This is a genomic window from Streptomyces sp. LZ34 (assembly GCF_053890475.1).
In genome coordinates this window covers 11,799,039-11,820,415 of the sequence record NZ_CM132680.1, presented here as the reverse complement: position 1 = coordinate 11,820,415, position 21,377 = coordinate 11,799,039, and the positions used below count along the sequence as shown (strand labels likewise).

General features: G+C 71.1%; 18 protein-coding genes. 11 read left to right on the top strand and 7 right to left on the bottom strand.

Translation table 11 applies throughout. The features are described 5' to 3' along the window. Positions 1-3 precede the first annotated feature (3 nt). The 5 genes from ACWY4P_RS50750 to ACWY4P_RS50730 all read left to right on the top strand — a co-directional run bounded on the left by ACWY4P_RS50750 (position 4) and on the right by ACWY4P_RS50730 (position 5,909). Entirely contained in the window at positions 4-687 is a 684-nt protein-coding gene (locus ACWY4P_RS50750; RefSeq protein WP_456207586.1) for a DUF899 family protein, read from the top strand. 184 nt (positions 688-871) lie between these two features. Next, a complete protein-coding gene (locus ACWY4P_RS50745) occupies positions 872-2,062 on the top strand; it encodes an alginate lyase family protein (RefSeq protein WP_456207585.1) in 1,191 nt (396 codons plus the stop codon). 375 nt (positions 2,063-2,437) lie between these two features. Then, on the top strand, positions 2,438-4,114 hold the full coding sequence (locus ACWY4P_RS50740) for an FAD-dependent oxidoreductase (RefSeq protein WP_456207584.1): 1,677 nt from the start codon (positions 2,438-2,440) through the stop codon (positions 4,112-4,114). Next, positions 4,111-5,562 carry an ATP-binding protein gene (locus tag ACWY4P_RS50735; RefSeq protein WP_456207583.1) on the top strand — a complete coding sequence of 484 codons (1,452 nt, stop codon included), beginning with the start codon at positions 4,111-4,113 and terminating at the stop codon, positions 5,560-5,562. The genes ACWY4P_RS50740 and ACWY4P_RS50735 overlap by 4 nt, the downstream gene beginning before the upstream one ends. Continuing rightward, positions 5,559-5,909, top strand: coding sequence for a UBP-type zinc finger domain-containing protein (locus tag ACWY4P_RS50730; RefSeq protein ID WP_456207582.1), 351 nt, complete (start codon positions 5,559-5,561; stop codon positions 5,907-5,909). The genes ACWY4P_RS50735 and ACWY4P_RS50730 overlap by 4 nt, the downstream gene beginning before the upstream one ends. On the opposite strand, the gene ACWY4P_RS50725 is transcribed toward ACWY4P_RS50730, so the two are convergent. The 5 genes from ACWY4P_RS50725 to ACWY4P_RS50705 form a co-directional block, all read right to left on the bottom strand. Continuing rightward, positions 5,906-7,756, bottom strand: a complete 1,851-nt coding sequence (locus ACWY4P_RS50725) for a glycoside hydrolase family 15 protein (RefSeq protein ID WP_456207581.1) — start codon at positions 7,754-7,756, stop codon at positions 5,906-5,908. The genes ACWY4P_RS50730 and ACWY4P_RS50725 overlap by 4 nt on opposite strands. Before the next feature lie 66 nt (positions 7,757-7,822). Further along, entirely contained in the window at positions 7,823-8,881 is a 1,059-nt protein-coding gene (locus tag ACWY4P_RS50720; protein ID WP_456207580.1) for an NAD(+)/NADH kinase, read from the bottom strand. A 54-nt stretch (positions 8,882-8,935) separates the two neighbouring features. Further along, the gene (locus tag ACWY4P_RS50715) at positions 8,936-9,661 is read right to left on the bottom strand and encodes a ribonuclease H family protein (RefSeq protein WP_456207579.1); all 726 of its coding nucleotides are present in this window, start codon (positions 9,659-9,661) and stop codon (positions 8,936-8,938) included. Between the two features lie 58 nt (positions 9,662-9,719). Next, positions 9,720-10,964 carry a serpin family protein gene (locus ACWY4P_RS50710; RefSeq protein ID WP_456207578.1) on the bottom strand — a complete coding sequence of 415 codons (1,245 nt, stop codon included), beginning with the start codon at positions 10,962-10,964 and terminating at the stop codon, positions 9,720-9,722. A gap of 52 nt (positions 10,965-11,016) precedes the next feature. Then, entirely contained in the window at positions 11,017-12,318 is a 1,302-nt protein-coding gene (locus tag ACWY4P_RS50705; RefSeq protein ID WP_456207577.1) for an erythromycin esterase family protein, read from the bottom strand. Between the two features lie 225 nt (positions 12,319-12,543). On the opposite strand from ACWY4P_RS50705, the gene ACWY4P_RS50700 reads away from it, so the two are divergent. From ACWY4P_RS50700 to gnd, 6 genes are all read left to right on the top strand, one after another. Next, positions 12,544-13,194, top strand: coding sequence for a CatB-related O-acetyltransferase (locus ACWY4P_RS50700; protein WP_456207576.1), 651 nt, complete (start codon positions 12,544-12,546; stop codon positions 13,192-13,194). A 145-nt stretch (positions 13,195-13,339) separates the two neighbouring features. After that, on the top strand, positions 13,340-14,464 hold the full coding sequence (tal, locus tag ACWY4P_RS50695) for a transaldolase (protein ID WP_456207575.1): 1,125 nt from the start codon (positions 13,340-13,342) through the stop codon (positions 14,462-14,464). 6 nt (positions 14,465-14,470) lie between these two features. Then, the gene (zwf, locus tag ACWY4P_RS50690) at positions 14,471-16,012 is read left to right on the top strand and encodes a glucose-6-phosphate dehydrogenase (protein ID WP_456207574.1); all 1,542 of its coding nucleotides are present in this window, start codon (positions 14,471-14,473) and stop codon (positions 16,010-16,012) included. Continuing rightward, the gene (opcA, locus tag ACWY4P_RS50685; protein WP_456207573.1) at positions 16,009-16,992 is read left to right on the top strand and encodes a glucose-6-phosphate dehydrogenase assembly protein OpcA; all 984 of its coding nucleotides are present in this window, start codon (positions 16,009-16,011) and stop codon (positions 16,990-16,992) included. The genes zwf and opcA overlap by 4 nt, the downstream gene beginning before the upstream one ends. Then, positions 16,985-18,652 (top strand): glucose-6-phosphate isomerase, encoded by a 1,668-nt coding sequence (gene pgi / locus ACWY4P_RS50680; protein WP_456207572.1) that lies wholly within the window; start codon positions 16,985-16,987, stop codon positions 18,650-18,652. The genes opcA and pgi overlap by 8 nt, the downstream gene beginning before the upstream one ends. Before the next feature lies 1 nt (position 18,653). Next, positions 18,654-19,535 (top strand): phosphogluconate dehydrogenase (NAD(+)-dependent, decarboxylating), encoded by an 882-nt coding sequence (gnd, locus tag ACWY4P_RS50675; protein ID WP_456207571.1) that lies wholly within the window; start codon positions 18,654-18,656, stop codon positions 19,533-19,535. 58 nt (positions 19,536-19,593) lie between these two features. Here the strand turns inward: gnd and ACWY4P_RS50670 are convergent, their stop codons facing one another. Then, entirely contained in the window at positions 19,594-19,905 is a 312-nt protein-coding gene (locus ACWY4P_RS50670) for a GNAT family N-acetyltransferase (RefSeq protein WP_456207570.1), read from the bottom strand. A 131-nt stretch (positions 19,906-20,036) separates the two neighbouring features. Continuing rightward, positions 20,037-21,365 (bottom strand): enolase C-terminal domain-like protein, encoded by a 1,329-nt coding sequence (locus tag ACWY4P_RS50665; protein WP_456207569.1) that lies wholly within the window; start codon positions 21,363-21,365, stop codon positions 20,037-20,039. Between the last annotated feature and the right edge of the window lie 12 nt (positions 21,366-21,377).

The following is a 21,377-nucleotide window of genomic DNA, read 5'->3' as shown; positions in this document are numbered from 1 at the left end:
GCGATGTTGCGGCAGACCCGACTGCCCGGTGAGTCCGCGGACTACCTCGCCGCCCGCGAAGAGCTCCGGCTCGCCGAGATCGACCTCATGCGCCACCGCGAAAGGGTCGCGGCCCAGCGGCGGGCGCTCCCCGAGGGGCCTCCGGTGGACGACTACGTCTTCATCGAGGGCCCCACCGACCTCGGCGCGGGCGACGCCCCCGTCCGCGAGACCACCCTGAGCGGGCTGTTCACCGCCCCGGACCGGCCGCTGATCGTCTACCACTTCATGTACGGCAAGCTACAGACGGAGCCGTGCCCGATGTGCACCCTGTGGACCGACGGCTACCACGGCATCGCCCACCACATCGCGCGGAACGCCGACTTCGTCATCGCCGCGGCCGCCGACCCGCCCGCCCTGCGGCAGCACGCCCGCAACCGCGGCTGGTCCCGGCTGCGCCTGCTGAGCTGCGGGGACAGCACCTTCAAGTACGACCTCGGCAGCGAGACCGAGGACGGCGAGCAGGACTCCACCGTCTCCGTCTTCACCCGGGACGGTGATGGCACGGTCCGCCACCGCTACTCCGCCCACCCGCGCATGGCCGAGGACATCAAGGAGCGCGGCATCGACCTCCTCAGCCCCGTCTGGCACCTCCTCGACCTGACGCCGGGCGGCCGCGACGGCTGGTATCCGCGGCTGGACTACTGACCGTCGAGCCCGGGCGCTCGGGCCGCCCCCCTGGCCGCAGTGCTCCGAGGCGGCAACGCCCCGGAGCGACACCCGAGCAACACCCTCAGCACATTGACATGTCCACAGAGAGTCCCTATGGTCCAGGCCATTCCTGTCCGTATTCGGAACTGTGTTCTCATTCGTGAACGGAAGAGGTCATCGGATGGCACGAACCAGAACCGCCCTGTGCACTGTCCTCGCCCTGCTGGCCGGCCTGCTGAGCCTTCAGTTCACCGGCCCGGCCCCACGGGCAACGGCCGCGCCGACCACCTTCGCCCACCCCGGTGTACTGGTGAGCCGCGCCCAACTCGACTACGCCCGGTCGAAGGTGCAAGCCGGCCAGCAGCCCTGGAAGGCCGCGTACGACGAGATGATGGCCAGCTCCTACGCCTCGCTCTCGCGCACCGCCAAGCCGCGGGCCATCGTGGAGTGCGGCTCGTCGTCCAACCCCAACTACGGCTGCACCGACGAGCGCCAGGACGCCATCGCGGCCTACACCAACGCGCTCGCCTGGTACTTCACCCGGGACAACAGATACGCCAAGAAGTCGATCGAGATCATGGACGCCTGGTCCGCGACCATCACCGATCACACCAACAGCAACGCCCCGCTGCAGACCGGCTGGGCCGGGTCCACCTGGCCGCGCGCCGCCGAGATCATCAAGTACACCTACGACGGCGGCTGGCCGGCCGCCGGCCGCTTCGCGACCATGCTGCGCAATGTCTACCTCCCCGAAGTGATCAACGGCGCGGCGACCAAGAACGGCAACTGGGAACTGGTCATGACCGAGGCGGCGATCGGCATCTCGGTCTTCATCGAGGACCGCACCAGCTACGACAAGGCGGTCGCCACCTACCTCGCCCGCGTCCCGGCGTACATCTATCTGACCAGCGACGGCGACCTGCCCAAGCCGCCCGCGGACAGCAGCATCGACACCAGCGCCGAGATCATCAAGTACTGGCAGGGCCAGAGCACCTTCGCCGACGGCCTCGCCCAGGAGACCTGCCGCGACTTCGGGCACACCGGCTGGGGCATCGCCTCCATCGCGGACGTCGCGGAAACCAGCCGCATCCAGGGCCAGGACCTCTACCCGAAGATCCAGGACCGGCTGCGCTACGCGCTGGGCTTCCACACCTCCTACGAGAACGGCACCGCCGTGCCGTCCTGGCTGTGCGGCGGCTCGGTCAGTAAGGGCCTCGACGAGGTCACCGAGGTCGGCTACAACGCCCTCCACAACCGCCTCGGCATCGCCATGTCCAACACCCAGAAGTACACCGAGGCACACCGGCCGTCCGGCACGGACAACTACTTCAACGCCTGGACGACCCTCACCCACGCGGACAACCCCTCCTGACCGCCACCGGTCACCGGGCCGCAGTGTGCTCAGGCGGGAGCGCCTCCGCCTGAGCACACATGCCTGGATACACCGTCACCCGCCGCACCCGCCGGCTCGCGACCGTGCGCTGCCGGACGTGATGCCGTGCGCGGACAGTCAACCGCGCGGCTGCCCGCCCCCTTAGCGTGGCCTGGACCTCATGGCGGACCACCTGTGTGGCCGCTCCCGCCCCCCGGGCGGTCGAGGGATGGATACAACAGGATTTTTCATAGCGAAGCGGGATGATCCTCCATATGATGGAGATCACCGGCGCACACGCGCACACGGGCCGGAACAGACATACACGGACCGGCGGCGCCAGGATGGCGCCGATCAGCCCGGGGTGGGAGACGCATGGCACAGGCCGCAGGTACCGCGCGGACCATCATTCTGACCGTGGACGACGACCCTGGAGTGTCCCGTTCCGTAGCCCGCGACCTGCGGCGACGCTATGGCGCAGGGTACCGCGTGGTGCGCTCGGAGTGCGGCGAAACCGCCCTCGACGCGCTCCGGGAGCTGAAGCTGCGGGGCGACGCCGTGGCGGTGATCCTCGCCGACTACCGCATGCCGCGGATGAACGGCATCGAGTTTCTGGAGCAGGCGCTCGACATCTACCCCGGTGCCCGCCGCGTGCTCCTGACCGCATACGCGGACACCGATGCGGCCATCGACGCGATCAATGTCGTCGACCTCGACCACTACCTGCTCAAGCCGTGGGACCCGCCCGAGGAGAAGCTCTACCCGGTCCTGGACGATCTGCTGGAGGCCTGGCGGACCAGCGAACACCGGCCGGTGTTCGCCACCAAGGTCGTCGGACACCGCTGGTCGGCGCGTTCGTCGGAGGTACGGGAATTCCTGGCCCGCAACCAGGTGCCGTACCGCTGGTACTCGTCCGACGAACCGGAAGGCCGACGGCTGCTCTCCGCCGCGGGCCAGGACGGACTGCGGCTCCCGCTCGTGGTCACCCCGGACGGCACCGCGCTCGTCGAGCCCGACGACCGGGACCTCGCCGCCCGGGTGGGTCTGGCGACGACACCGACGGCCGACTTCTACGACCTCGTCGTCATCGGCGGCGGTCCCGCCGGGCTCGGGGCGGCCGTGTACGGGGCCTCCGAGGGGCTGCGGACGGTCCTGGTGGAGCGCTCCGCGACCGGTGGTCAGGCGGGTCAGAGCTCACGGATCGAGAACTACCTCGGCTTTCCGGACGGCGTGTCCGGGGCGCAGCTCACGGACCGGGCCCGCCGCCAGGCGGCGAAGTTCGGCGCCGAGATACTGACCGCGCGCGAGGTCACCGGGTTGGAGATCAACGGCGCGTCGCGCATCGTCCGGTTCTCGGACGGCTCCGCGATCGCCACGCACTCCGTGATCCTCGCCACCGGCGTGTCGTACCGGCAGCTGGACGCGCCCGGCGTGGCCGATCTGACCGGGTGCGGAGTGTTCTACGGGTCCGCGCTGACCGAAGCGGCCGCCTGCCAGAACCATGACGTCTATATCGTCGGTGGCGCGAACTCCGCCGGTCAGGCCGCGATGTATCTGGCCCGGAGCGCCAAGTCGGTCACCCTCGTCGTGCGCGGGGCGTCCCTGTCGGCCTCGATGTCGCACTACCTCATCGAGCAGGTCACGGACGCGCCCACGATCTCGGTGCGGACGAACACGGTCGTCGAGGCCGCCCATGGCGCGCACCAGTTGGAACGGCTCACCCTGCGCGACACCACGACCGGCCACGCCGAGCTCATCGACGCCCAGTGGATGTTCGTGTTCATCGGCGCGGCCCCGCTGACCGACTGGCTGGGCGACACCGTGCTCAGGGACTCCCGCGGATTCATCCTGACCGGCCCCGATCTGACCGCCGACGGGCGCCCGCCGGCCGGCTGGGAGCTGGACCGGCCGCCGTACCATCTGGAGACCAATGTCCCCGGTGTGTTCGTGGCGGGAGACGCGCGTGCCGAGTCCGCCAAGCGCGTCGCCTCCGCCGTCGGAGAGGGAGCCATGGCGGTCATGCTGGTGCACCGGTATCTGGAGCAGTCGTGAACGGGCCGCCCTGCTACCCGGAGGAGATCGGCTCCCTGTTCCTGTTCGAGAAGCTGTCCCCCGAGCAACTGGCGCGGCTGTGCCGCGACGGCCGGGTGCAGAGGTTCGAGCCGGGACCCGTGTACGCCGAGGGCGACCCGGCCACCTGCTTCTATGTGCTGCTCGAGGGGACGCTCGTGCTCTCCCGCCGGGTCGGGGCCCAGGACGTGGAGGTGAACCGAAGCTCCAGCCGCGGTGTGTACGCGGGAGCCTTCCACGCCTACCTGGGCGACCGCGTCCAGCAGGTGTACACCAGCTCGCTGCGGGTCGTCGAGCCGTCGCGGTTCTTCGTGCTGCCCGCCGAGACGTTCTCCGGCATCATGCGCGAGTGGTTCCCCATGGCGGTCCATCTGCTGGAGGGGCTCTTCTTCGGTACCAAGAGCACCCAGGAGGCCATCGGGCAGCGGGAGCGGCTCCTGGCTCTCGGCTCGCTGTCCGCGGGTCTCACCCATGAGCTGAACAACCCGGCCGCCGCGGCGGTGCGCGCCACCTCGGCGCTCAGGGAGCGGGTCGCCGGAATGCGCCACAAGCTCGGTGCCATCGCGGCGGGCCCGTACCAGCGCGACGCCCTCCAGATCCTCGTCGAGGTCCAGGAGCGCACGGCCGAGCGCGTCGCCAAGGCCACCACCCTGAGCCCGCTGGAAGCCGCGGACCGTGAGGACGCCCTCTCCGACTGGCTGGACGACCACGGCATCGAGGACGGATGGCGGCTCGCGCCGACGTTCGTCCAGGCCGGCCTGGACACCGAGTGGCTGGACGGCGTCGCGGCGGCGGTGGGCGAGGACACCCTCCCAGGGGCCGTACGGTGGCTGAACTACACCGTCGAGACCGAGCTCCTGATGAACGAGATCGAGGACTCGACCGCCCGCGTCTCGTCCCTCGTCAACGCCGCGAGGCAGTACTCGCAGCTCGACCGGGCGCCCCACCAGGTCGCCGATGTGCACGAACTGCTGGACAGCACCCTGCTGATGCTCTCCGCGAAGATCGGCCCGCGCATCACCGTCGTCAAGGACTACGACCGCACCCTGCCGAAGATCCCCGCGTACCCCGGCGAGCTCAACCAGGTATGGACGAACCTGATCGACAACGCGGTCGCCGCGATGAACACCATCGACGGCCAGGGCACCTTGACCGTGCGCACCGCGCGCGACGGCGGCCGTCTGCTCGTCGAGTTCGGCGACACAGGACCCGGCATTCCCGAGGACGACCGCGACCGCGTCTTCGACCCCTTCTTCACCACGAAACCGGTGGGCGAGGGCACCGGGCTCGGCCTGGACATCTCATGGCGCATCGTCGTCAACAAACACCACGGCGACCTCCGCGTTCACTCCTCCCCCGGCGACACCCGCTTCCAGGTGCGCCTCCCGCTGACCGGCACCGATCTCGACACCCCGCAGGAGCCCTCATGACCTCACCGAGCGGAATCGACCCGTCAGTGCCGCCGAGCGGCACCGGATGCGCCGAGTGCGACGCCGGCGGCGGGTGGTGGTTCCATCTGCGGCGCTGCGCGCAGTGCGGTCACATCGGCTGTTGCGACGATTCGCCCTCGAAGCACGCGACCGCGCATGCCGAGGCCACCGGGCATCCGCTGATCCGCAGCTTCGAACCGGGCGAGGGCTGGTTCTGGGACTACGAGTCCTCCGAGCTGTACGAGTCGGGGCCGCAGCTGGCCCCGCCGGAGAGCCACCCGGCCGACCAGCCGGTGCCGGGCCCCGCGGGGCGGGTGCCCGCGAACTGGGCGCAGACGCTGGGCTAGCCGAGGGCGCGGTCGAGGTTGAAGGCCGCGCTGATGAGGGAGAGGTGGGTGAAGGCCTGGGGGAAGTTGCCGAGTTGTTCGCCCGTCGGGCCGATCTCCTCGGCGTACAGCCCCAGGTGGTTGGAGTAGGTGAGCATCTTCTCGAAGGCCAGCCGGGCCTCTTCCAGGCGGCCGGCCCGGGTGAGCGCCTCGACGTACCAGAACGAGCAGATCGAGAAGGTGCCCTCGGTGCCGGGCAGGCCGTCCGGGCTGAGGTAGGGGTCGTAGCGGTAGACCAGGGAGTCGGACACGAGCTCCTGCGACAGGGCGTCGAGTGTCGCGAGCCACTTGGGGTCGACCGGGGAGATGAACTTGGCCATCGGCATCATCAGCACCGCGGCGTCCAGGATGTCCTGGTCCAGGCGCTGGGCGAAGGCTCCGCGCCGGGCGGACCAGCCGCGGGTCATGATCTGCCGGTAGATGGCGTCGCGGCTGCTCCGCCAGCGCGGGAGGTCGGCGGGCAGTCCGCGGCGGTTGGCCATGCGTATGGCCCGCTCGATGGCCACCCAGCACATGAGGCGCGAGTACAGGAAGTTCTGCCGTCCCGTGCGGATCTCCCAGATGCCTTCGTCGGGCTGGTCCCAGTGGTCGCAGACCCAGTTCACCAGGTAGCCCACCTCGTCCCAGTGGTCGCTGCTGACGGGTTGTCCCCACTTGTCGTACAGATAGACGGAGTCGATGAGCGCTCCGTAGATGTCCAGCTGGAGCTGGGCCACGGCGCCGTTGCCCACCCGGACCGGGGACGATCCCAGATAGCCTTCCAGATGGGGCAGTTCGCGCTCGGGGATCTCGCGGCGTCCGTCGATGCCGTACATGATCTGCAGTGGCCCGGTGGCGCCGTTCTCGCACATGATGCAGTGCTCGGACAGAAAGCCTATGAACGCCTCGGCTTCCGAGGTGAAGCCCAGGCGGAGCAAGGCGTAGACACAGAAGGCGGCGTCCCGGACCCACATGTAGCGGTAGTCCCAGTTGCGCTCGCGGCCGATGGCCTCCGGCAGGCTGGTGGTCGGGGCGGCCACGATGGCGCCGGTCGGTGCGTAGGTGAGCAGTTTCAGGGTCAGCACGGAGCGCTGGACCATCTCCCGCCACCGTCCGTGGTAGCGGGAGGCGCCCAGCCACTTGCGCCAGAAGCGGACCGTGGCCTCGAATTCGACCGCGGCCTCGCGCCGGGCGCAGCCGAGGAGGGCGACCTCGTCGTCGACCCGGTCGAGGGCGAAGACCGCGGACTCGCCTTCGAGCAGTTTGAAGCGTGACCGTACGTCGCGGCCGTCGCACTCCAGTGGCACGGTGGCGGTCAGGGCCAGGGACAGGGAGCGGGAGTCGAAGCGCGCCCTGTCGCCATGCAGGCGCGCGGTGTGCGGCTCGGCCCCGTAGCCGAAGCGGGGCGCCACCTGTGCGGTGAAGGGGAGGGTGCCGCGTACGCAGCGCACCCGCCTGATCAGTCGGTGCCGCCCGCCGTCGCGGGAGTCGTCGACGACGGGCATGAAGTCCTGGACCTCCCCCGCGCCGTCGGCGGCGGAGAACCGGGTGATCAGCACATTGGTGTCCGGGAAGTAGAACTGGCGGGTCCGTGCGGGGACGTCGGTGGCCAGTTCGAAGGATCCGCCCCGTTCCGAGTCCAGGATCGAGCCGAACACGCTGGGCGAGTCGAAGCGCGGGCAGCAGTACCAGTCGATCGTGCCGTTCGTGCCGACCAGGGCGACGGTGCGCAGGTCGCCGATCAGTCCGTGGTCGGCGATCGGCAGATAGCGCGAGGAGGACGTCGGGAAGGGGGCCTCCTGCCCGAATCCGGCGCTGTCGAACACCATGCCAGGCCTCCCTGCCATAGCGGCGAATGCTCCTATAACAGAGTAAATCACCGCCAACAGAGTAAATCACCGCGTAATTGGCCAGGGTCGGTGCAGATGGGCCAGGTCGTCGGGCGGCGGGGTGGCGGGCCGGTAGACGGGCGGGGTCTGGTCGACGGTGGCCGCCGGGGCGTCGGCCAGCTGGAAGCGGCCGCGCAGGCGCCGGTAGAACTCCAGCGGGGCCAGCCGCGCCAGGCGCAGGCGGAACGGGGCCCGGTAGGCCGCCATCCAGTCCCCCGGGTTCAGCACCCCGCGCAGCTGCCCGTCGATGCTGACGGCGACGCGTCCGGAGTGCGGCAGCACGCGGACCGCGACCATTTCGTCGGCCCCGGCGATCACGGTGCGGTCGAAGGCCATGTGCGGGGCGACCGGGGTGAAGACGATCGCGTCGGCCTCGGGGGCCAGAACGGGGCCTCCGGCGGCGAAGCTGTAGGCGGTGGAGCCGGTGGGGGTCGCCACGATGACGGCGTCGGCCGAGTAGCAGGCCAGCAGCTGCCCGGCCAGGTACACGGCCAGGCTGGCCTGGCGGTTCCGGGCGAGCTTCTCGAAGACCACGTCGTTGACCGCGGTGACGTCCAGAGGGATGCCCCAGCCGGCCTTGTCCGTGGCGTCGGGGGGCACGGACGGCGCGGGCAGCGCGGGGCCGCGCCCGTAGCACAGCGGCTCCTCCAGGCCGACGGGCGTCTCCAGCGGACGCGACGCCCGGAGGGTGAGCACCATCCGCTCCTCGATGACCGCCTGGTCCCGGTGGAGGGCGTCCAGCGCGCTCTCCACCTGGTCGGTGGCGATCTCGGTGAGGAAGCCGACCCGGCCCACGTTCACGCCCAGCACCGCCGCCCCGTCCTTGGCGGCGATCCGCGCCCCGCGCAGAAATGTGCCGTCGCCGCCGAAGGTCATGACCACCCCTGGGTGGCCCGCGGCCACGGCCTCTTCGTGGTCGCCGCGGCGCGGCACCCCTTCCTGCCATACGTCGATGTCGGCGCAGACGACACCGTGCGCGGCGCACCACTCCCGCGCGGTCCGCGCCGCCGCGACGGCGACCGGACGGCCCTGGTGGACGACGAGTCCGAGCCGGGTCAGAGACATCGCCTTCCACGGTAGTCCGCGCCGGTCCGTCCCGCAGGTCGCGTCGGCCGCCGGTCAGTCCGCGGCGGCGATGGCGCAGGCGGGGTGGCCCCAGCCGTCGGGGTTCTTCTTGATGGTCTCCCCCTTCGCGTACGGCGCTCCGCAGCGGCAGCGGCCGGGGAACTTCGCCGTGATGGAGCCGCCCGAGCGGGCACCGCTCCCCCGCCGCGCCCCGGCCCCCTGTTTGGCCGCGTTTGTTTCCTTGGTCTTCTGCTTGCCGATCCCCTGCTTGCCGCCGCGCCCGGCCGGGGCCTGGGGCGGGGGCAGGGCCGAGCCGAGGGAGCTGCCGATGGCCTGCTGGGTGCGGGCCGTGTCGCTGGCCGCCTGGTCCGCCGCCGCGTTGAACGGGTCGCCGTCCACCTGGTGCGCCGCCACGTAGACGAACTCCACGTCCCGGCCGCCCAGCAGCTCATCGATGCGCACCACGAGATCGCGGTTGGCCACCGGGGTGCCCGAGGCGGTCTTCCAGCCCTTCCTGCGCCAGCCCGGCAGCCAGGTGGTGACCGCCTTCATCGCGTACTGCGAGTCCATCCGCACCTCCAGCGGCACGGCCGGGTCGGTGGCCTCCAACAGGCTCATGAGCGCGGTCAGTTCGGCCACGTTGTTGGTGGCGGTGCCCAGCGGCCCGGCCTCCCAGCGCGCCACCGCGCCGTCGGCGCCCGCGATGACCCATGCCCAGGCAGCGGGCCCGGGGTTCCCTTTCGACGCCCCGTCGCACGCGGCAATGATCCGTGTCGTCATCCCCCGATACTGCCACCCCGGAGGACCCGTCCCGCACCTCGCACACCCCCGCGGGCGCTCAGTGGCTGATGTGCATCCCCGGCAGAAGCCGGTCCCGGTATTCTTCCGGTTCGCCGATCCAGCCGGCCATGAGCACCAGGCCGGAGGCCCGGTGCACCGCGAGGAAGCCGAAGGGCCGGTCGAAGCGGGCGCGGACCAGCTTCGCCCGGTGCGGGGGCGTCGGCGGGACACCGCCGGGCGCCGCGGCCAGCGCGGTCACGGCGGCGGCCCGGAAGCCGAGGGCGCCGAAGGTCGCCGTCGCGCTCTGCCGCGCCGCCGAGATCGCCAGGGGCGCGTCGCTGATCCCCGGGAAGTGGCCGCGCGAGGCGTTCCGCGCGGAGCGGAGCCCGAACAGCGGCGCGTGGTCGAGCAGATCGTGGTCGCCGTGCACGGTGAAGGGCACCGCGGCGACGCTCAGCACGGGCGTCCCGTCCCAGCTCGCCACGGTCTCGGCGGTCAGGCCGGGTCCGGGGGTGCCGGGCGGGAGCGCCTCGCCCGCCGTCGTCGGGTACGCCCCGCCGAGCGACGCCACGCCCGCCCGCAGCACCTGCCCGCCCGGGGCGCCCTCCGCACCGAGGAGCAGCTGCACGTCCAGGCCGCTGTCCCCCTCGACCCGCAGCACGGTCAGCGGGCCGTCGGGGGTGTGCGCAACGCCGATCTCGTCCGACAGCGGGCCGGTGCGGAACAGGCCGGCCAGCGTGCGCCCGGCCCACGGGCCGTGGCTCGGGGCCGTCACGGAGGGGGCGAACGGCTGTCGCCAGGTGGTCCGTACGACCAGGGCCGTGGCCAGCACCAGCAGCGTGTTCGGGTCGACCACGGGGGGCATCTTCTCGATCAGGCCGTCGGTGTGGCGCGCCGCCCAGGCGCTCATCCGCTCAAGGTCGGCGTCCACGTCGCCGGTGAGGGCGCCGTGGGTCTCCAGGGGCAGCCGGTCCAGCCACTCGGGGCGCAGCGGCAGTTCCGCGCGTGTCCACAGCCCGAGGGCCGCGTCGACACCCGGCAGCTCGCCCAGTGCGGCGAGCAGGTGCCGGCCCTGGGCGAGCGCGGTTTCCGCGCCGATCCCCAGGGCTTCCTCCAGCTCCCGCCGGGCCGGGCCGTCGGCGGCGTCGGCGAGCAGGGCGAGGGCCGGCCAGACGCCGGCCGCGGTGAGGACCGTGCCGCCCTCGCCCACGGCTTCCCGCGCCCAGTTCGCCGTCATCGCGTTGACGGCCCGCGCCGCCGTGGCGTCCTCGGTGACCATGTTCTCCCCCGTGTGCTGCGACATGGCGGCTCGCCACCGCCTGGCGGGATCAGCTTAACGATCACCAGTGGTGGGTTCAGAAGTCGGGATGGCCGACCACGGTGGACGTCGGGATGTTGAGGATGGCGTCGAACGCCTCGAGGACGGGGGTGTGGAGGTAGGAGCTCTGTATCCGGATGCGGTCGGGGGCCGCGGCGAGGCGGGTTTCGGGGCCGGTGGCCGCCGGGTGTGCCCGGCGGAGGTCGGCGAGGCCGAGGCCGAGGCCGGCGTCGGCGAAGCCTGCTTCGACACTTCCCGGTTCCGGGGGTCCCAGCGGTGTTTCTTCGACGGTGAACCCGAACTTCGCGCTCTCGTCGCGGTGCATCTCGGCGGTGTGTCCGGTGGTGCTGGTCAGGCCGAGGGCAATGTACTCGTCCCCGAGGAGGCGGTGCAGATGCTGTCCCATCGGCAGCCCGGTGAGCCGGCCGTCGAAGGAGATCGGTGTTTTCTGGATGTGGGCGTTGTGGGCCGCCAGCACGACGCGGGTGTCCGGTTCGGAGCGCTCCAGGTGCCAGCGGACCGAACCGGCCATGAAAATCTCGCGGGCGGAGGTGTCGGCGGTCAGGCCCCCACCGGCGAACAGCTCGGCCATGGCGCGGAAGCCGTAGTCCGCGTGGCAGGCGGCCTCCAGGCGGCGCAGCGCGAGGTCGTAGCCGTGCCTGCCGCCACGGGAGACATAGAGCGGCTCCACGGCGCGGAACCGGATGATCAGGCGCGTCAGGGCCGCGCTCAGGGCGTCCTGCCGGACGGTGTCCAAACGTGCCCACGCGGGGGCTGCCACGGCCGCGGAGGCGCCGGCGAACGATGCGGCGATCGCGGTGGCCGTCTCGAGCAGGGGCAGGACTTCGGGATCCACCTCGCGCAGATAGTCGGCCACCGGGGCCAGGGCGGGCAGTAGTGAGCCGCCGGCCTCGGGGATGTCGACACCGGCGAACCGCACCGGGCGACGGGCCGTGCGGTTGTGGTGGCGCAGCCGGCGCAGCGGCTCCTCGAGTCCGATGGGGATCGCCGCTCCGAGGGCCGACGTGAGGTCGTCGGCGGTGCCCGCTCCCTGGACCCAGGGGTCGAGGGCGAAGCCCTCGCTGAAGCCGTACTCGAAGGCGAGCATGGTGAAACCGCAGCGTTCGACGAGGAAGCGCAGGATGCGCGTACGGGCGAGCGAGAACTCGTCGATGAAGTGCGAGTTCTCTCCGAGCGCGACGACGCGGGCCCCGCCGACGATGGCGCGCAGCGGCTCCAGGTCGTCGAGCGGGGCGTCGGGGTGAAGGTGGGTCAGGGGGACGGCGTGTTCGCGGAGCCAGTCGGCGAACGAGTGGGATGTGCGCGGGCGAGTGGACATGCTGACAGCTCGACTCTCGGTGTGAGGACAGAGGTACGGGTCACCGATGCGGGAGGGCACAGCGATCGGACGGTGATGCCCTTGGGGCTCACCGCGCGCGGGCGTCTCCCGGGGAGCGCGTCAGAGAAAATTGCTGCCAACTGCCATGGGGGCAGCCTAACGTCTGGGGTGCGCCGCCGCGATCATGGGGCGGCGGTCCGCCGCACCCGAGAAGGACGATCCCTCATGCCCTCTGTTGTTCCCCCCGATCCGGCCGTGGTGCACCCCATGCCCGAGCAGCCGCGTGTGGTGCTGCTCAAGCCGCTGGTCACCTCGCCGTTGATCGAGATCGGCGAGTTCTCGTACTACGACGACCCGGACGACCCGACCGCGTTCGAGACCCGCAATGTGCTGTACCACTACGGGCCGGAGAGACTGGTCATCGGGAAGTTCTGTGCGCTGGGCGAGGGCGTGCGGTTCATCATGAACGGCGCCAACCACCGCATGGACGGCCCCTCGACCTTCCCGTTCCCGATCATGGGCGGCTCGTGGGCCGACCATTTCGATCTCATCAGCGGTCTGCCCGGCCGTGGCGACACGGTGGTCGGCAACGACGTCTGGTTCGGGTACCGGGCCATGGTGATGCCCGGGGTCCGGATCGGCCACGGGGCGATCATCGCGTCCGGCTCCGTGGTCATCGACGACGTTCCCGATTACGGCATCGTCGGCGGCAACCCGGCCCGGCTGATCCGCCGCCGCTACAGCGACGAGGACATCGCCCGGCTGCTGACCGTCGCCTGGTGGGACTGGCCGACGCCGCACATCACCGAGCACGTCCGGACGATCATGTCGGGCCGCATCGACGAGCTCGAGGCCGTGGCTCCCGAGGACCGCTAGCAGGCACCCCGTCGGGGTCGTGCGCCAGATCACACAGCTCCCCGGAATAGGGACGGAGGGTCTCATGTTGCCTTTGATTGTTTCAGAATTAAACATAAAGGGATCGGGCCCACGCGCACGCGATCCAGCGGGAGAAGCGAAAACGATGAACGATGCTGACGCACTCAAGCGCCTGGCCGACGAAGGCGTCGCTATCTGGCTCGACGACCTGTCGCGGAAGCGCATCGCCTCCGGCAACCTGGCCGAGCTGATCGACCGAAGCCATGTGGTCGGGGTCACCACCAACCCGTCGATCTTCCAGAAGGCGATCTCCGGAGGCGACGGCTACCAGGACCAGCTCCGCGACCTGGCCACCCGCGGGGTGACCGTGGACGAGGCCATCCGCATGGTCACCACCGCCGATGTGCGGGACGCCGCGGACATCCTTCGCCCGGTGTTCGCGTCCACCGGCGGCCGGGACGGCCGGGTCTCCATCGAGGTCGACCCGCGGCTCGCCCACCGCACCGCCGCCACCGTCGCCGAGGCCAAGCAGCTCGCCTGGCTCGTCGACCGCCCCAACACCCTCATCAAGATCCCGGCCACCGAGGCCGGGCTCCCCGCGATCACCGAGGTCATCGGCGCGGGCATCAGTGTGAATGTCACGCTGATCTTCTCGCTCGACCGGTACCGGGCCGTGATCGACGCCTATCTGGCCGGTCTGGAGAAGGCCCGGGCGGCGGGCCTGGACCTGTCGGAGATCCACTCGGTGGCGTCCTTCTTCGTCTCCCGCGTGGACACCGAGATCGACAAGCGCCTCGAGGCGCTCGGCACCGACGCCGCCACGTCGCTCAAGAGCCGGGCCGCCCTCGCCAACGCCCGCCTCGCCTACCAGGCGTACGAGGAGGCCTTCGCCGGCGAGCGGTGGCGGTCCCTGGAGCGGGCGGGTGCCAACCGGCAGCGTCCGCTGTGGGCCTCGACCGGCGTCAAGGACCCCGCCCTCCCCGACACCCTCTACGTCACCGAGCTGGTCGCCCCCGACACGGTCAACACCATGCCCGAGGCCACGCTGGCCGCCACCGGCGACCACGGCGAGATCACCGGCGACACCGTCCGCGGCACCTACGAGGAGGCCAGGGCCGTCCTCGACGAGCTGGCCGCGCTGGGCGTCTCGTACGACGAGGTGGTCCAGCTGCTGGAGGACGAGGGCGTCGAGAAGTTCGAGCAGGCCTGGCTGGACCTGCTCACCTCCACCGAAGCCGAACTCCGGCGCCTGGCGCCCAAGGAGGCCTGAACAACCATGTCGGCAACCACAGCCGGCCAGTGGGCCAACCCGCTGCTCGACCCGTCGGACCGCCGCCTGCCGCGCATCGCGGGCCCGTCCGGCCTGGTCATCTTCGGTGTCACCGGCGACCTGTCGCGCAAGAAGCTGATGCCCGCCGTCTACGACCTGGCCAACCGCGGTCTGCTGCCCCCGGGCTTCTCCCTCGTGGGCTTCGCCCGCCGCGACTGGGAACACCAGGACTTCGCCCAGGTCGTGCATGACGCGGTCAGGGAACACGCCCGGACCCCGTTCCGCGAGGAGGTCTGGCGGCAGCTCGCCGAGGGCATGCGCTTCGTCCCCGGTGAGTTCGACGACGACAAGGCGTTCAAGCAGCTCCGCGAGACCGTCGACGAGCTCGACGCGGCGCGCGGCACCAGCGGCAACTTCGCCTTCTACCTCTCCGTACCGCCGAAGTTCTTCCCCACCGTCGTGCGGCAGCTCAAGCGGCACGGGCTGTCCGACGCGCCCGAGGGGTCCTGGCGGCGCGCGGTCATCGAGAAGCCCTTCGGCCACGACCTGGCCTCCGCCGAGGAGCTGAACCAGGTCGTCCACGAGGTGTTCGCGCCCGACCAGGTCTTCCGTATCGACCACTACCTGGGCAAGGAGACCGTCCAGAACATCCTGGCGCTGCGCTTCGCCAACCAGATGTTCGAACCGATCTGGAACCGGTCGTATGTCGACCATGTGCAGATCACCATGGCCGAGGACATCGGGATCGGCGGCCGGGCCGGCTACTACGACGGCATCGGCGCGGCCCGGGACGTCATCCAGAACCACCTCCTCCAGCTCCTCGCGCTGACCGCCATGGAGGAGCCGGCCGGATTCGACGCCGAGTCGCTGGTGGCCGAGAAGCTGAAGGTCCTGGGGGCGGTCAAGCTCCCCGCCGACCTCGGTGCGCACTCGGTGCGCGGGCAGTACGCGGCCGGCTGGCAGGGCGGCGAGCTGGTGCGGGGCTATCTGGAGGAAGAGGGCATCGCCCCGGACTCCAGGACCGACACGTATGCGGCCGTCAAGCTGGAGGTCGACAACCGCCGCTGGGCCGGTGTGCCCTTCTACCTGCGGACCGGCAAGCGGCTCGGGCGGCGGGTCACCGAGATCGCGGTGGTCTTCCAGCGCGCCCCGCACTCCCCCTTCGATGCCACCGACACCCAGGAGCTGGGGCAGAACGCGCTGGTCATCCGGGTGCAGCCGGACGAGGGCATCACGGTCCGGTTCGGCTCCAAGGTGCCCGGCACCTCCATGGAGATCCGGGACGTGACGATGGACTTCGCCTACGGCGAGTCGTTCACCGAGGAGAGCCCGGAGGCGTACGAGCGGCTGATCCTCGACGTCCTGCTCGGCGACGCCAACCTCTTCCCGCGCACGGAGGAGGTCGAGGAGTCCTGGAGGATCCTCGATCCCGTGGAGGGGTACTGGGACACCCACGGCCGGCCCGAGCAGTACACCGCCGGGACGTGGGGCCCGAAGGCCGCGGACGACATGCTCGCACGAGACGGACGGAACTGGCGCCGGCCATGAACATCGATCTGACCCACACCACATCCAGCAAGATCAACGCGGCCCTGGTGGAGGCCCGCCGGGCGGCGGGCAGCCCCGCCGTCGGCATGGTGCTCACCCTGGTCGTCGTCACCGACGAGGGCAACCACTACGACGCGCTCAAGGCCGCCGCCGACGCCTCCCGGGAGCACCCCTCGCGCATCCTGGCGGTCATCAAGCGGCCCGGCCGCTCCCCGCGCGAACGCCGCACCGCCCGCCTCGACGCCGAGGTGCGCGTCGGCGGCGACGCCGGGGGCGGGGAGACCGTCGTCCTGCGACTGCACGGCGAACTCGCGGAGTACGCGGACTCGGTGGTCCTGCCGCTGCTGCTGCCCGACGCCCCGGTCGTGGTCTGGTGGCCCGTCGACGCCCCGGCCCGGCCCGCGCAGGACCCGCTGGGCGCGCTCGCGCAGCGACGCATCACCGACGCGTACGCCGTCGAACAGCCCCTGGAGCAGCTGGCCGCCCGCGCGGCCGGCTACGCGCCCGGCGACACGGACCTGGCCTGGACCCGGCTCACCCCATGGCGGGCCATGCTCGCCGCCGCGCTGGACCAGGCCCGTACGGAGGTCACCTCGGCGGTGGTGGAGAGCGAGGCGGACAACCCGAGCGCCGAGCTGCTGGCCAGGTGGTTCGCCGACCGGCTGAAGGTGCCCGTCGAGCAGGTCGTCACCGATGGCCCGGTGGTCACCGCGGTCCGGCTGCGCACCGCCTCAGGGGACATCCACATCGACCGCCCGGACGGCCCGGTGGCCGCACTCTCCATCCCCGGCCAGCCCGACCGCACCCTCGCGCTCAAGGTGCGCAGCACCGCCGAGCTGATCGCCGAGGAGCTGCGCCGGCTCGACCCCGACGAGGCGTACGCGGCCGCCCTGCGCGCCCGGGTCACCGCCCCGGCGCCGGCACCCGCGGTCTCTGACAAGCCTGCGGCCTCCGCGAAGAAGGAGCAGAAGGATGTCTGACCCCGCCCGCCTCGACCGGCTTCCCGAGTGGACCGCGCTCGCCAAGCACCGCGAGGAGATCGCGGGGGTCCATCTGCGCGATCTGTTCGCCGCCGACGCCGGGCGCGCCGACCGCTATGTGGTACGGGTCGGGGATCTGCACATCGACTACTCCAAGCACCTGGTGACCGACGAGACGCTGCGGCTGCTGCGGGAGCTGGCGAAGGCGCGCGGGGTCGCGGGGCTGCGGGACGCGATGTTCCGTGGCGAGCAGATCAATGTCACCGAGAAGCGGGCGGTGCTGCACACCGCGCTGCGCGCCCCGCGCGACGCGGTGATCGAGGTCGACGGCGAGAACGTGGTCCCTGCCGTACACGCGGTGCTGGACAAGATGGCCTCCTTCGCCCGGCGGGTCCGCTCGGGTGAGTGGACCGGCGCCACCGGCAAGCGCATCCGTAGCGTCGTGAACATCGGCATCGGCGGCTCGGACCTGGGCCCCGCGATGGCGTACGAGGCGCTGCGCCCGTACACCGCGCGGGAGTTGGACGTCCGCTTCGTGTCCAATGTGGACGGCGCCGATCTGCACGAGGCCGTGCGGGACCTGGACCCGGCCGAGACGTTGTTCATCGTCGCGTCGAAGACCTTCACCACGATCGAGACCATCACCAACGCCACGTCCGCCCGCGGCTGGCTGCTGGCCGGTCTCGGCGCCGACGCCGGCGAGGAGGCGGTGGCCAGGCACTTCGTGGCGCTGTCCACCAACGCGGAGAAGGTGGCGGAGTTCGGCATCGACCCCGCCAACATGTTCGAGTTCTGGGACTGGGTCGGCGGGCGCTACTCGTTCGACTCCGCCATCGGCCTGTCGCTGATGATCGCCATCGGCCCGGAGCGGTTCCGCGAGCTGCTCGACGGTTTCCATCTGGTCGACGAGCACTTCCGCACCGCTCCCGCCGAGGCCAACGCGCCGCTGCTGCTGGGGCTGCTGGGCGTGTGGTACGGCGCGTTCTTCGACGCCCAGTCGCATGCGGTGCTGCCATACAGCCACTATCTGTCGAAGTTCACCGCGTATCTGCAGCAGCTGGACATGGAGTCCAACGGCAAGTCGGTGGACCGCGAGGGCAATCCGGTCAGTTGGCAGACCGGCCCGGTGGTGTGGGGCACCCCCGGCACCAACGGCCAGCACGCCTACTACCAGCTGCTGCACCAGGGCACGAAGGTGATCCCGGCCGATCTGATCGGTTTCGCCCGGCCGGTGGCGGAGCTCGGCCCCGACCTGGCCGCCCAGCACGACCTGCTGATGGCCAACCTCTTCGCCCAGGGCCAGGCGCTGGCGTTCGGCAGGACCGGTGAGGAAGTGCGTGCCGAGGGCGTCGCCGAGGAACAGGTCGCGCACCGCACCTTCCACGGCAACAAGCCCACGACCACGATCCTGGCCGCCGAGCTGACCCCCTCGGTGCTGGGCCAGCTGATCGCGCTGTACGAGCACAAGGTGTTCGTCCAGGGCGCGATCTGGAACATCGACTCCTTCGACCAGTGGGGCGTCGAGCTCGGCAAGGTCCTGGCCACGCGGGTCGAGCCCGCGCTCACCGAAGGCGCCGCCGTACCCGGCCTGGACGCCTCCACCGCCGCCCTGGTCGCCGCCTACCGCTCGCTGCGCCACGAACCCCAAAAGGACATCTGAGATGCGACTTGGACTCATCGGCCTGGGCAAGATGGGCGGCAACATGCGCGAGCGCATCCGCCGCGCGGGCCACACCGTCATCGGCTACGACCGCGACCCCGGCCTCTCCGACGTCGCCGGCCTCGCCGAGCTCGTCGGCGCGCTCGAAGGGCCGCGCGTGGTGTGGGTGATGGTCCCCGCCGGCGGTCCCACCCAGGCCGTCATCGACGAACTCGCCGGTCTGCTCTCCCCGGGCGACATCGTGGTGGACGGCGGCAACTCCCGCTGGACCGAGGACGAGAGCCACGCCGAACAGCTGGCCGCGCGCGGCATAGGCTTCGTCGACGCGGGGGTCTCCGGCGGCGTCTGGGGCCTGCGGAACGGCTACGCCCTGATGGTGGGCGGCGAGCCCGAGCACATCGCCGCCGTCAAGCCCGTCTTCGACGCGCTCAAGCCGGAGGGCGACTTCGGCTACGTCCACGCCGGGAGGGTCGGCGCCGGCCACTTCGCGAAGATGGTCCACAACGGCATCGAGTACGCGATGATGCAGGCCTACGCCGAGGGCTGGGAGCTGCTGGAGGCCGTGGACTCGGTCACCGACGTCCGCGAGGTCTTCCGCTCCTGGCGGGAGGGCACCGTCATCCGCTCCTGGCTGCTGGATCTCGCGGTGGGCGCCCTGGACGACGACGAGCACCTTGAGAAGCTGCGGGGCTTCGCGGAGGACTCCGGCGAGGGCCGCTGGACCGTCGAGGCCGCGATCGACAACGCCGTGCCACTGCCCGCCATCACGGCCTCGCTCTTCGCCCGGTTCGCGTCCCGCCAGGACGACTCCCCGCAGATGAAGATGATCGCCGCACTGCGCAACCAGTTCGGCGGCCACGCGGTCGAGACCAGCCAGGGCTGAGCCCGGCCCGGCCCGGTCCGCCACGGCGGGCCGGGCCGCCCGCTCAGAGGATGCCCGCTCAGAGGTGGAAGCGCGGGCGCCGGTCCTCGGGCACCAGGGCTATGTACTCGGGGTGCTTGCCGATCCAGCCCCGTACGAAGGGGCAGAACGGCAGCACCGCGAGGTTGCGCTCCCGCGCCGAGTCGAGCGCCGCGCGCACCAGCCGGCCGCCGAGGCCCTTCCCCTCGAAGCGGGGGTCGATCTCGGTGTGGGTGAACGCCACCCGGTCGTCGGAGCGCTCATACGCCGCGAAGCCCGCGAGCTCCCCGGTCTCGCCGTCGAAGACCTCGAAGCGCGACTGCTCAGGGTTGTCCGTGACGCGTGGTTCCACTGTTCCTCCTGGGGATACCGGTAATCGGACTGTACCGGGGCACCGGCTCACTCCCACCGTACGGCTCGGGCCCGCCCGGGGCCTTCGGGGTACCGAAGGCCCCGGGCGGCACGCGCCGGCCCGCCGGCCCGCTAGCGCACGAGACAGGGGCGCTTGTTGTCGAACGTCCAGTCCGGGACGAGGTACCGCATCGCGGCCGCGTCGTCACGGGCCCCGAGCGCCTTCTCCTGGTAGAGCTCGTGGGCGGCGAGGAGCCGGTCCATGTCGAGCCGGATGCCCAGGCCCGGGAGGTCGGGGATGGCGACCCGGCCGTCGGCGATCCGGGGCGGCTCGACGGTGAGCCGCTCCAGCCCTTCCTGCCAGATCCAGTGTGTGTCCAGGGCGTTGTACTCACCCGGTGCGGCGGCGCCGCAGTGGGCGACCATCGCCAGGGAGATGTCGAAGTGGTTGTTCGAGTGGCATCCCCAGGTCAGCCCCATGTCATGGCACAGCTGGGCCACCCGTACCGAGCCCTGCATGGTCCAGAAGTGCGGGTCGGCCAGCGGGATGGACACGGACTGGAGGGCCAGCGTGTGGGTCATCTGCCGCCAGTCGGTGGCGATCATGTTGGTCGCCGTGGGAAGGCCGGTGGCGCGGCGGAACTCCGCCAGGATCTCGCGGCCCGAGTAGCCTCCTTCGGCTCCGCACGGGTCCTCGGCGTAGGCGAGGGTGCCGAGCAGCGGCCGGCACAGCTCGATGGCCTCGCGCAGTGACCAGGCGCCGTTGGGGTCGAGGGTGATCCGGGCCTCGGGAAAGCGCTCCTTGAGCGCCCGGATGGCCTTGACCTCCTCATGGCCCTCCAGGACCCCGCCCTTGAGCTTGAAGTCGCGGAAGCCGTACAGGTCGTAGGTGGCCTCGGCCTGGCGGACGATCGCCTCGGGGGTCAGCGCCTCCTCGTGCCGGATGCGGTACCACTCCGCGTCGGCCTCGGGTTCGCGGACGTACTCCAGGTCGGTGCGGTCGGGGTCGCCGACGTAGAACAGATACCCGAGGACCCGGACGGAGTCACGCTGCTGTCCGTCGCCCAGGAGGGCCGCGACGGGGACGTCGAGGTGCTGTCCCAGCAGGTCGAGCAGCGCCGACTCGACCGCGGTGACGGCGTGGACGGTGGTGCGCAGATCGAAGGTCTGAAGTCCCCTTCCCCCCGAGTCGCGGTCGGCGAAGCGGTCCGCGATCTCGCGCAGCACGCGCTTGTAGTCGCCCACGCGCGCGCCGACGACGAGGGAGGCGGCGTCCCGCAGCGTCTGTGTGATCTTCTCGCCGCCCGGTACCTCTCCCAGCCCCGTGCGTCCTTCGGAGTCCTCGAGGACGACCACGTTGCGGGTGAAGTAGGGGCCGTGCGCCCCGGAGAGGTTGAGCTCCATGCAGTCCCGGCCGGCGACCGGGTAGACGGAGAAGGCGGTGATGGTTGGCTGACTCATGGACGGGTTCCT